Source organism: Psychromonas aquatilis (genome assembly GCF_038155185.1).
GTDB classification, from domain to species: Bacteria; Pseudomonadota; Gammaproteobacteria; order Enterobacterales; family Psychromonadaceae; genus Psychromonas; species Psychromonas aquatilis.
Genome location: NZ_JBAKAZ010000003.1, coordinates 35,708 through 47,942, shown reverse-complemented (window position 1 = coordinate 47,942; position 12,235 = coordinate 35,708). Strand labels below are relative to the sequence as shown.

At 37.9% G+C, this 12,235-nt stretch carries 11 protein-coding genes; 5 read left to right on the top strand and 6 right to left on the bottom strand.

All coding sequences use genetic code 11. From position 1 onward, the window contains the following. Window positions 1-678: an HAD family hydrolase gene (locus tag V6256_RS01180; protein ID WP_341596156.1), complete on the top strand. Its 678-nt coding sequence runs from the start codon at window positions 1-3 to the stop codon at window positions 676-678. A gap of 51 nt (window positions 679-729) precedes the next feature. Here the strand turns inward: V6256_RS01180 and V6256_RS01175 are convergent, their stop codons facing one another. Together V6256_RS01175 and znuC are read right to left on the bottom strand one after the other, a co-directional pair. Further along, window positions 730-1,515 carry a metal ABC transporter permease gene (locus tag V6256_RS01175; protein ID WP_341596155.1) on the bottom strand — a complete coding sequence of 262 codons (786 nt, stop codon included), beginning with the start codon at window positions 1,513-1,515 and terminating at the stop codon, window positions 730-732. Next, entirely contained in the window at window positions 1,508-2,311 is an 804-nt protein-coding gene (gene znuC / locus V6256_RS01170) for a zinc ABC transporter ATP-binding protein ZnuC (protein WP_341596154.1), read from the bottom strand. The genes V6256_RS01175 and znuC overlap by 8 nt, the downstream gene beginning before the upstream one ends. 98 nt (window positions 2,312-2,409) lie before the next feature. Between znuC and V6256_RS01165 the strand changes: the two genes are divergently transcribed. Further along, on the top strand, window positions 2,410-3,558 hold the full coding sequence (locus V6256_RS01165; RefSeq protein WP_341596153.1) for a zinc ABC transporter substrate-binding protein: 1,149 nt from the start codon (window positions 2,410-2,412) through the stop codon (window positions 3,556-3,558). 379 nt (window positions 3,559-3,937) lie between these two features. Then, entirely contained in the window at window positions 3,938-4,912 is a 975-nt protein-coding gene (locus V6256_RS01160; protein ID WP_341596152.1) for a Gfo/Idh/MocA family protein, read from the top strand. A 291-nt stretch (window positions 4,913-5,203) separates the two neighbouring features. Here V6256_RS01160 and V6256_RS01155 read toward each other — a convergent pair whose 3' ends face one another. Together V6256_RS01155 and V6256_RS01150 are read right to left on the bottom strand one after the other, a co-directional pair. Further along, on the bottom strand, window positions 5,204-5,878 hold the full coding sequence (locus V6256_RS01155) for a hypothetical protein (RefSeq protein WP_341596151.1): 675 nt from the start codon (window positions 5,876-5,878) through the stop codon (window positions 5,204-5,206). A 151-nt stretch (window positions 5,879-6,029) separates the two neighbouring features. Continuing rightward, window positions 6,030-6,935, bottom strand: a complete 906-nt coding sequence (locus V6256_RS01150; RefSeq protein WP_341596150.1) for a LysR family transcriptional regulator — start codon at window positions 6,933-6,935, stop codon at window positions 6,030-6,032. A gap of 534 nt (window positions 6,936-7,469) precedes the next feature. On the opposite strand from V6256_RS01150, the gene V6256_RS01145 reads away from it, so the two are divergent. Together V6256_RS01145 and V6256_RS01140 are read left to right on the top strand one after the other, a co-directional pair. Beyond that, on the top strand, window positions 7,470-8,021 hold the full coding sequence (locus V6256_RS01145) for an acyltransferase (RefSeq protein ID WP_341596149.1): 552 nt from the start codon (window positions 7,470-7,472) through the stop codon (window positions 8,019-8,021). Window position 8,022: 1 nt separating this feature from the next. Next, on the top strand, window positions 8,023-10,218 hold the full coding sequence (locus V6256_RS01140) for a heparinase II/III domain-containing protein (protein ID WP_341596148.1): 2,196 nt from the start codon (window positions 8,023-8,025) through the stop codon (window positions 10,216-10,218). Between the two features lie 71 nt (window positions 10,219-10,289). On the opposite strand, the gene V6256_RS01135 is transcribed toward V6256_RS01140, so the two are convergent. Both V6256_RS01135 and V6256_RS01130 read right to left on the bottom strand, forming a co-directional pair. Beyond that, the gene (locus tag V6256_RS01135; protein ID WP_341596147.1) at window positions 10,290-10,934 is read right to left on the bottom strand and encodes a TetR/AcrR family transcriptional regulator; all 645 of its coding nucleotides are present in this window, start codon (window positions 10,932-10,934) and stop codon (window positions 10,290-10,292) included. A gap of 85 nt (window positions 10,935-11,019) precedes the next feature. After that, window positions 11,020-12,087, bottom strand: coding sequence for a BMP family ABC transporter substrate-binding protein (locus V6256_RS01130; RefSeq protein WP_341596146.1), 1,068 nt, complete (start codon window positions 12,085-12,087; stop codon window positions 11,020-11,022). Window positions 12,088-12,235 lie beyond the last annotated feature (148 nt).

Below are 12,235 nucleotides of genomic sequence, written 5' to 3'. Positions count from 1 at the left end.
ATGTCAAAACCCCTGCATATATTTGATATGGATGAAACACTAGTCAATGGTGATTGCGCCAGTTTATGGAGTTTATTTTTAGTAGAGAAAGGCATTGTTACTGATCCCGATTATCTAGAAACCGATAAAATATTAATGCAGCAATATGCTCGGGGTGAGCTCGATATGGAAGAATATATTGCGTATACGCTTGCTCCTATTGTTGATATTCCTGTAGAGAAGATTGATAACTTAGTTGATGAGTTTGTAGAGACTCAGATTGTACCTTTAATATTTCCTGAAGCTATGACACTAGTGCGCTCCTTAAAAGATCAAAAAATTGATTGTTTGGTTATCTCTGCAACCGTTTCTTTTATTGTAAATAAAGTCGCAAAAGTCATTGGAATTAATGATGCACTCGGTATTGATTTACTGATCAAAAATAATAGTAATGGCAGCCCTTGTTATCAAAATGAGGTGACTGGTATTGCCACTTATCGGGAAGGAAAAATACTACGATTACAGCAGTGGTTAGAAAATCATTCTGAAAAATTCGATGTGATTCATTTTTATAGTGATTCGATTAACGATTTACCGTTATGTGAATATGCAGATTTTGCTTATTTGGTTAACCCTTGCAAACGCTTAGTATTAGCAGCAAAAGCACATCCTGAATGGAAGATATTTAGTTGGGGATAAAAGTAATAAAGGAGCTATCATTAGCTCCTTTATTGATCATAGTAAAATAAACTATCTTCGTGGCAGTAAAATGCTGGAGATAAATAGAATACAGCCAGCTACCACGATACTTGGGCCCGATGGCGTGTCATAATAGAAAGAGCCTAATAAACCTAAGGTTACGCTCAATCCGCCTATTACCATAGCAATAATCGCCATGCTTTCTGGCGTACTGGCAAAGCGTCTTGCGGTTGCCGCTGGGATGATTAATAGTGCCGTTACTAATAACATACCAACCACTTTCATCATAATAGCCACGGTTAAGGCAATTAAGCCTAAGAATAACCAGTTAATTCTATCCACAGGTAAACCTTCTACTCGAGCAAGGTCTTCGTGAATGGTGATCGAAAGTAGCGGTTTCCAGATAGCAATCAATCCGATTAAAGCAACCCCACCTGCGCCATAAATCCAGATCAGGTCGGTAGTACCAATAGCTAAAATATCACCAAAAAGATAGCTCACTAAATCTATTCTGACGTTATCCATAAACCCTAAGGCAACTAACCCCAGGGATAATGCACCATGGGAGAAAATACCTAATAAAGTATCACTGGCAAGTTGTCGCTGATATTGGCTAATAAATAATAAAATCGCGAGAATTTGGCAAATAATAAAAATGCCTAAGGTTAAATTGATGTGGAGAATAAAACCCAGTGCAACACCTAACAATGCTGAATGTGCTAACGTATCTCCGAAATAAGCTAAACGTCTCCAAACAACAAATGATCCAAACGGTCCGGCTACTAAAGCAACTCCTAAACCACCTAATAAAGCTCTTATTAAAAAATCATCAAACACAGTCTTTTCCTTCGTCACAATCACAGCTATTTACATGTTGAGGGTCTTGCTCATGTTTGTGTTCTTTATCATGTACATAAAATGCTAAATGTCTCGCTGCATGTGCACCAAATAATTCAGTGTAAGCAGGATCATTGATAACCACTTCGGGTGTGCCGCTACAACATATGTGGCGATTTAAACAAAATACTCTATCTGTTGATGCCATCACTAAATGCAAGTCATGGGAAACCATTAAAATGGCACAGTTACGTTCAGTTCTAACTCGACTAATTAGCTCATATAATTCAACTTGTCCGTGAACATCTACCCCTTGTACAGGTTCATCAAGGACTAAAACATCTGGTTCACGCATTAATGCGCGCGCCATTAAGATTCGCTGTAGTTCACCACCAGAAAGGTTTTGCAAAGGGGAGTCAATAACATGCGCTGCACCAACATCGTCTAATAATTTACTAAAATCGACCTTTTTATGGCTTTTAGCAAGCGCTAAGAAGCGGCGAACTGTAATAGGAAAGGTAGGGTCAATATGTAGTTTTTGTGGTACATAACCGATCGTTATGCCTGCATTAACTGTTACTTTACCAGACGTTGGCTTTTGTAAACCTAAAGCAACGCGTAATAATGTTGTTTTACCTGCGCCATTTGGGCCGACAACAGTTACAATCTCGCCTCTGTTAAGCTCTAAATTAACATTTTCAAGTAGGGAGCGTTCACCTATTTGTAAATTGATATTTACTAATGATAGTAAAGAGTCTTGTATGTTGTCTTTTTGCGACGACATGTCTTTTAACACAATTTCACCACTTAATTTATTCCTTTTTTAGCACCATTTGACAGCAATAAATGTTATTATATAACATTACCCTTATCAATATTATTAAAGGTTTGCACATGAAAAAAATATTACTTACTTTCTTGTCTATTATACTACTACCAATGCAGTTTGTAACTGCTGCTGAAACGCCACAAGTTGTTGTCAGTATTAAACCAATTCACTCATTAGTTAGTGGTGTTATGGAAGGTGTCGCAACCCCAACGTTACTTGTTAAAAAAGGCTCTCCTCACGCGTATACATTACGTCCTTCTGAAGCTAGCGCATTAGCCAATGCAGATTTAGTTATTTGGGTTGGACATGAAATGGAAAGCTTTTTGGAAAAACCATTAGAAACTGTTGCTGGAAATGCGCAAAAACTGACCTTGTCTGAACAATTAGCATCGTCATTATTAACTACTCGTACTGGTACTGAGTGGGAAGATGAGCATGACCACAGCGAGCATGATCATGCGGCACATGAAGGTGAGCATGAGCATGATGAAGAACACGCTGCGCATGAAGGCGAGCACGACCATGATGAAGAGCACGCAGCACATGAAGGCGATCACGACCATGATGAAGAGCATGCTGCACATGAAGACGATCACGACCACGATGAAGATCACGCAGCGCATGAAGGCGAGCACGACCATGATGAAGAGCACGCAGCACATGAAGGCGAGCATGCACATGAAGCTGGGCATCACCATGGCGCAATGGATTTACATCTATGGTTAGATCCAAAAATTGCACAAAAAATTGTGATTGAATCAGCTAAAAAGTTAATTGAGATAGACCCTGAGCATTCGCTTCAATATCAAAAGAATGCAGATAATTTAACAGCGAGACTAATGACTTTAGATCAACAGTTAGCAGAAAAAGTTGCGCCAGTGAAAGCCGTACCTTATCTTGCATTCCACTCTGCATATCAATATTTTGAAACCGCTTATGGACTTAATGCTGTGGGTTCAGTCACCATTGATCCAGATAGAAAGCCTGGTGCCAAAGGAATTAGTGAAATACGTCAAAGAGTAAAAGAAGCAGGTGCTAAAGCAGTATTTAGTGAACCACAGTTTGAATCTAGCTTGGTACAAACAATTATTGAGGGGACTGGTGCAACCACAGGCATTTTAGATCCTTTAGGTTCAGATATTGAACAGGGGCCTGAAGCCTATTTCACTTTATTAAATAACCTAACTGATAATTTAGTCGCCGGTTTAAAATAAACAACAAATAAACAACAAATAAACCACTTAAAAGCTCAGTTTTATACTGAGCTTTTTTATATCCACGCAATTATTATTAACCTTCAGATAGTATTGATACTAATAAGATTGGCTGTATTGATATTATTATCTAGATTGAATGAGTCATTTTAAGTAACGCCTAAACCCGATAGAAGCGACTAATTAGATTAATCTTGTTGAGGCTCTATAACTGCTTTTTCTCAACATTTAATTTAGCTATAACAAGCAAAACCCATCCTAAGTCTAAAATTAACAATAAATAAATACAAAGCCTTTTACGATTAGTTAAAAATGCTATTTTATGCTCTTGAACTACACAGATAAGGTCATTACAACAAATTCGTTTAGGGATAAAAGCATGATTAATTTTGCCACCATCGGTACTAACTGGATCACAGAGTCATTTATAAATGGCACATTAGTTAATAATGATTTAAAGCTAGCTGCCGTTTATTCTCGTAACCTTGATAACGCAAAAACCTTTGCAGATAAATTTGCAATTAACCTATGCTTTGATGATTTAGAGGCGCTAAGTAAATGTGATGAGGTTGAAGCTGTTTATATTGCTAGCCCCAATTCACTGCATTTTGAGCAAGCCTTACTAATGTTAGAAAATGGTAAGCATGTTATTTGTGAAAAGCCCTTAGCCTCTCATTTTCAGCAAGTAGAGAAGCTTTACCAAGCTGCAATAGATAACAATGTTATTTTATATGAGGCTTATAAAACCGCTCAATTACCTAATTTTAAACAAATTAAAGAAAATATCTCTGAGTTAGGCAAATTGCGAAAAGCCCATATTCATTATTGCCAATATTCGTCGCGTTATCAAAGATACCTTGATGGCGAAATTCCTAACACCTTCAATCCTGAATTCTCCAATGGATCAATTATGGATATTGGGTATTACTGTATTGCCTTTACCGTTGCTCTATTTGGTAAACCTAAACGCATTCAAGCTGATGCCATTATACTAGGATCGGGTGTTGATGGTTGTGGCGCTGTTCTCTTAACCTACGATGGATTTTCCGTAACAATTGATCACTCAAAAATTAGTCGATCAGAGCAAGTTAGTGAAATACAAGGTGAAGAAGGTAATTTATTAATTAAAGGCATTTCTGTTTTGGATGATGTTACCTTGGTAACAGACTCCATTAGGGATTTAACACTACCACAAGAACAAGACCAAATGAGTTACGAAGCAAGCTTTTTTGCTGAACAAATTAAACAAGGCGTGATCAATGATGAGGCGATGTTACAAGCCAAGAATACGTCAGAGGTTATCACTGAAATACGCCGTTTAACCGGCGTAAATTTCCCCGCAGATGATATCTAGCTAGAAACTGAACAGCTGTATTTATTCAATATCAAGCGGCAAGCTTATAAGAATGTAGGTATGTACGAAGTACTCGATTTGAAAGTGATCAAAAACAATTTTTAGGGTTTGATAATATTGGGAAATCGTGGGTAGTCGATGTAATTTCAACATCTTTAACGCTTAAGCTTGCTGGTGGGGTTGCTGTATTACTGTCTAGTCAGTGAGAGTCGCACTATCATAAAATCAGCTCATATTTTAGGAGCTGATTTTATGAATACTTATCTCTATGATTTTAATAGATAAATGAAATTATATTTTTGAGAGCTTAAACTCATCAATACGGACTTCTGTTTGTTTACCAATATCTCCATCGCTGTCTATTTTAGAGGGATCGGTTATTTTTAAATTTGCATAAACAGTAACAGAGACATTTGAGCCTGAATTAAAGTTAATAGCAGTTTGGCGGAAACCTTTTTTTACATCGCCTTGAGGTGCATCTGCAAGTTCAGAAATATGGACTGTTTTTGTTGCCAGTGTGCCACCATTGGCTCCTGTTACCCCATAAACTAATTGGCTAATGGATTGCTCACCTTTTTTATCATTGTAATAAAGTGATAATTGGTAATCTGTATTTGGTTGAAGACCTAAGACTGTTTGGCTTAACCCAGGCTCAGCGGAAAAGTCGTCCGTTGCTGCAATAAAACGTAAACGAGATGATCCTTCACTGCCAAATGCGCTATCTTTAGAGCTACCTGCATCACCTAAGCCTGCATTCTTATTTGAATTTTTTTTCCACACATCACTTTTACCACTATTGCTTCTAAACTCTGTTAATTGTGGATCTTGAATTAGGTTTTCACCTGTTGCGATAGCGGTTACCGCTTGAGCTATCGAGGCACCTTCCTGTGCTGTTGTCGCCTGCTCTGTTGTGACACAGCCTGCTAATAGTGTTGCGATGGTTAATCCTAAGTAAGCTTGTTTCATTCGGCTAATCTCCTGTTAGTTTATTCTTTCATTGAATATCCTACGTAGGTACAGGGTTTTTAATGTGATTAAAGAAACAAAAAAAATAAACCCTTTAATAGTTTGTTATTTCTGTGAGCAAGATTTAATAATCATACAAATGAAACTAAGGTTAATCGATGTGTTGTCCTAGTGTAATATTTTTTTCATTACAAAAATCCACAAAATCAATAACATGTTGAGGAGAGGTTTTACGACTGTGATAAATATTAAGTTGTAGCGGCAAAGTTAATTCGTGCATGGTAATAAAGCAACAACCATCAATGTGTAGATATTGTACGCAGCTTGGAACGATTGAAATACCCAATCCAGCTGAAACCACTGTCATCAGACTGCGGATATTACCATGGTGCGAGGTAATATTAGGGGAGAAGCCATTTTTTTGGCAGTTGGACACAATGTGGTAATGCAAGTCGACAGACTCTTCTGGTTTAAACAGGATAAAGTTTTCTTTCTCTAATTGTTTAAAATGCAATTGCTTATTGTTTGCTAGATGGTGACCATCCGGGACCACTGCGACCAATGAGTCCGTATAAATCTCAGAGCAGGAGAACTTGTCTTTTTCTAATGAGGGCTGTGGGCGTGAAAAACTAATATCGATTTTATTTTCAGCAAGTGCGTTAAATTGTTCTTTAGAGGTCATCTCTTGAATAGAAAACCTAATATTAGGGTTCAATTTGGAAAACTGTTTAACCAATTGTGGAAAAAAGGTTGAGCAGGCAGAGGCTAAGTAGCCGATTCTTAGTACCTGTTGTTTATTACTGGTTGCGATGACTAAGTTTTTAACGCGAGTATTATTTGCGACAATTTCTATTGCTTCGGGTAATAACACTTGTCCAGCTTCTGTTAAGTTGACCTCTCGTGTATTACGGCTGAATAGTTTTGTGTCGAGGGTTTTTTCTAGTTCGGAGATTTGTCGGCTAACATTGGGCTGAACAGTGTGAAGTTCTTTTGCTGCAGCTGAAAAGTTTTTAAGCGAAGCCACTGTAATGAATGTTTTTAATGCCTTTATTTCCACTTTTTATAACCTTTATTCGTAATTAGTATTATTGCTATACAATATCAGTATTTCCCTACACCACCAATGCTACGTATATTTCTGTTATGGAATCTATCTAGGTAATGTTGAGCAAAATTTTGGTGTCTATATTTTAGTATCTATGTAGTCGTGTCTATACACGTGTTGAGGCATGACTATGCTTGGTTTTATCAGGGCCTTCAATCGTTATCTTCTTCTCAGTGTATATGTGCCTTTCAAATGTGAATTGCGAATGAGTGATGAAAAATCAATATTCAATTTTGACCTACATAACCAATAACATACAGTATTGATCTGCTCTTATTAAGTGTTTGTTTTCTGAACTTGATTCCAACTTCATAACAAGGCCGTTGTTGTCCATTGTTGTTACGGCTATTGTGGATTTTATGAATTTATTATTGCTTCTTCAATGATCAGAAAGGCTATTTAAACTGGTCAATTGGAGCTTCTAATCAACATTCTTATATCATTACAATGGAGGTGAGTGCTAGCTCATTGCCTAAGGTTAAAAATATGTCTATACAAGAAAAATTTGGTGGTGAATTAAGCGAAGAAGAGTTTCGTAAATTTACACTCTACACCACGCAGAGTAATAACTTTGAAGATGATAATACGCGAGCAACGATTCTTGGTTTTACCAATGAAAGAGTTAGAATTGCACCTGGTGCGGTAGTGCGCATTGGCGAAAATCAAATAGGACAACATTCATATGTAGGCCTTTATAGTTATGTAAACGGTGATGTTAATATTGGTGAAAACGTATTGATTGGACCACATGCCAGTATTGTTGCTTCTAATCATTTGTACTCTGCAGAGGATGATTTCTTTAGTGCTCGAAGTGATCTTGAGAAAGGTAAAGTCGTTATTGAAGATGGAGTGTGGCTCACTTCAGGCGTTGTCATTACACCTGGTGTTACCGTCGGTCGTTGTAGTTTAGTTTGCGCAAACTCGGTAGTAACTAGTGATATTGAACCCTATGCCATTGTTGGTGGAACACCTGCTGTGCCATTAGGCAGAATAGATCGTGAAACGGGTAAGTACCATTGGTTTAAAAAGGAGAAATAAGATGTTAGAACTGAAACGACATCATGACTTCCAATTATTTTTATCGCCCGAAGATCAACAAGTCGCATTAACAAACCCTCCCAGTTTTAATTGGCCACAGCCTGCTAGTGAGTTGCTATATAACCTTGAGTTAGAATTGGTTGATACTCAACAAGTTTGGGAATGGAAGGGGGTTAGATCACCACTGCAGTTATCATTTAAGCTTGAAATAGGCCATTATCGGTGGCGTGTAAGCAATGAAAGTAATGAAACGTCACAATGGTTTGTTTTTGTTATTGATGAAAGTGTTCCTGATTATTTAGCGCCAACCGCCAGTGAGTTGTTTAATTCCTGCGCTGAACGCACGCAATTTATGATGTATTTTGATGAGGATATTGAGCTTATTAAAGAGGCATCTGCTGCTGTTTATCCAAAGTTAAAAGCAACCGCGTCATTAGCGGTAGATGTCGATGATATTAGTTATCCTGATCACTATAAGCGTGGCAAAGAAGCGGGTAAAAGAACGGCTATTACCAATGTCCGTGAATGGATCGACAGAGACTTAATGACATTGTCATTACTTTACAAAATTTGGCAGGAAGAAGAGAGCGGTCAACAAGCGGTTGAATTGTTATTAAGTTTTGCGCAATGGAGTCCGGAAGGTCCGGCAACCTTAGTACGACCTTTAACTTGGGGGGATGAAGTTGGTTTATCCTTATCACGTAATTTATTTTTAGCTTATCATTGGCTATCACCGTTAATGACAGAGCCTGAAAAGTCATTTATTCGACCAATGTTAATCCGCATTGCCTACCAAATGGAAGAGCGTTTAGAGGGCGATCAGTTTTTACAATTTCCAGGACACTCACATACATCGAGATTACCGGGCTATTTAGGTGTTGCTGCGTTAGTGTTACACAAAGAATTTGAACGTGATGTTTGTGAGCGCTGGTTGAATTATTCATTGACTGTTTACCGCGGTATTTTCCCATTTTATGGCGGAAGTGATGGTAGCTGGGCTGAAGGTCCATTTTATTCGTCATCTTACAGTAAATGGCATCATGCATTCTTTTTATCAGTTGAACGATTAACTGACTTTTCTTTTTATGAGCATCCCTTTTATAAAAACTATTGTGACTTTGCTATGGACTTTGTGGCGACGGATCAAAAAATCCATCCCTTTGGTGATGGGTTTTGGTGCCAGCGTGAAAGCGTTGAATGGCCAGGGTTCTTTGCTCAAAATCCATTACGTATTTATGCACAGCGCTTTGGTGGAGAACAAGCCGTTGCGACAAGTGATAAATTAGAATCAGAGATTAATCATTATGCTTTACATTTATTGGACGTTATTCCAACCATCAAACAATTAGCATTTATTAATAATAGTGACATAAAACAGAAAAACCCACGCGCAAATGCAGGTTACTTTTATGGATATGCAGGTTTTGGTATTGCTAAATATCAACAGGTAAATTTATCATTCCGTGCAAGCCCGTTCGGAAACAGTTCTCATCGTCATGCAGATCAAGGTAATTTAGCCTTGATAGATAACGGTGTTGGGGTATTAACGCCAACGGGTAGTTATGGTTATTGTTTTGGTAGCGATCATCATAGTCAATGGACACAAAAAACATTGGCACATAATTTACCGTTAATTGGTGGTGAAGGGCAGATTAGTGATGATGAAAATGCAACGGCTTCCGTTGTATTTCAAGAAGAGGGTGAGGGTTGGTATTGTTGTCAGGTTGAGCTAGCCAACGCCTATCATGAGACTGAGTCATTTACCCGTACTTATGTATTCATAGAAGGACATGGAGTGGTTATTTGGGATGATATAAAGCTGCATCAAGCAAATACATTACAATGGCGATTACATAGTCACTTAGATACAAAAGCAGTGTCTGATGTTGTTCAACTTAGTTCAAACACATCGCCGGAATTGCAATATCAATGTGCACTTGTGAGTGATAATAAAGTGCCTGTCACCCTTGAGTTTGGCTATCAGGAGGAGATACCTGTTTCAGGTGGTATTAAGTCAGATGCCACAACTGATATTTATCATCTACAGTGGGACTTCTGCGCAGCAAAAGCACATAGCGTAGTGGTTAACTGCCTGAAAAAACCATTAAATGTATCGTTTAATGGGACAGGTGAATTGAATATTACGCTAGAAAAGGCGCAATTAGTTATTACTAAAAAGACGGCAAACGTCATTTAAATAGTAAAATGTAGTCAATGCCAGTGTTATCAATACTGGCATTTTATTACCCCGTAGGCTGCTTAATAAAGCTAAGTTTTTACCCCACAGCCTTTTAAAATGACTTGTGTTACTGCTGTTATACCGTGCTCAAAGTCTGTTTCTGTTAGTTCTTCTTTATCCATTAAAATACTAATTTGTAAACCATGATCAGCATAGGCTTGAGTGCTTGACCAAAGCATAAACAAGAGGTGTTCTGGATGAATTGGATCAATCCATTTCTTATCTATCCATGCCTGAAAAACTTGGCAAGTTTGTTGAAATTGATCTTTTAACTCTTGTTGCAATGAAGTACGCAGAAAGTGAGCGCCGTGTAATACTTCGGCGGCAAAAATACGTGAAGCATTTGGATGATTTTGAGATTGTTTAATTTTATTTTTTATATACTTAGGTAATGCATCTTTTGGATGAGAGTCTGCCGTTATTTCATTCATGTGTTGCATCCATAAACTTAAGAGCTGATTCATTACCTCTTGGTAAAGTTTCTCTTTACTCTTAAAATAATAAAGGACATTCGCTTTGGGTAACCCAACGGCGTTAGCTATTGATGAAACGGTGGTGCCTTTATAACCATTTTTAGCAAATATATCCTCAGCAGCACTTAATATTTGCTGCAAATTGCCTTTACGTGCTTTGGTTATTTTATTATCAGTTTTTTTCTCTGCTGTGTTATTCATAAATACCAAACTCATTCATTTTTGACCAATCAGATGAAAAAAAGGGGCTAATCACGCCCCTTTATTGTTGGATAAAGCGCAGAGGTTATTTAAGTTTACCGTCAACACCTTCAACATAATAATCCATGCTCAGCAAATCACCGTCAGCCATAACTTCACCTTCAGGTAAAATAACTTCACCAGCTTGGTTTTTGATTGGGCCTGTGAATGCATGTAATGTACCATTCATCATTTGCTCTTTAAGTGCGGTTACCTTATCAGCAACTTCCTTAGGTACTTCAGCGTTAAATGGGCCAATCTTAGTCATACCTGCAGCGATACCACCCCAAACGTCTTCAGATTTCCAAGTGCCGTCTAATACTGCTTGAGTTACTTTTGCGTAATAGTCATTCCAGTCATGAATAGCCGCTGTTAACTGTGCTTTAGGGCCGTATTGGCTCATATCTGAATGGTAAGCGATAGCATAAACACCTGCATCTTCTGCTGCTTGTACTGGTGCTGGCGAATCCGTATGGAAAGTAATAACATCTGCTTTTTGATCGATTAAACTATTTGTTGCTTCACGCTCTTTAGCTGGATCAAACCAAGTATTTACCCAAACAACTTTCACTTTAATATCTGGGTTTACTGAACGAGCACCTAGCGTAAATGCATTAATACCGCGAACAACTTCAGGAATAGGGAAAGCACCGATATAACCGATAACATTCGATTTTGACATGTAACCAGCTACTACGCCAGTTAGGTAGCGAGCTTCATAAATACGGTCAAAGTAAGTACCTACATTTTTAGCTTGTTTGTATCCTGTTGCATGTTCGAATTTAACATCAGGAAAACGTTTTGCTACTTTAAGTGTTGGGTTCATAAAGCCAAAAGAAGTAGTGAAGATTAACTTATGACCACTTTGTGCTAGTTGCGTGATCACGCGCTCAGCATCTGGGCCTTCTGCTACATTTTCAATAAAAGTTGTTTTAATTTTGTCACCGTACACTTTTTCTAAATTTAATCGTGCTTGGTCATGTGTGTGGGTCCATCCTGCTTCACCTGTTGAGCTAACATATACGAAGCCTATTTTTAATGGCTCATCAGCATAACTAAATGCAGATAACCCTAGGCCCAGTGTTAGGCACAACATCGTAAAAAGTTTTTTCATGTTATTTCTCCGTTTGTTTTTCGCATTAACCATTTATTAATGACGGTCCGTATTTTATAGCAGTTTACCGTTGATGCCAGCGATTGAATTAAGTCTTTTTTGTAATAAACAAATAAAAGTAATTAATCAGGTTGGTACATAGTATGCA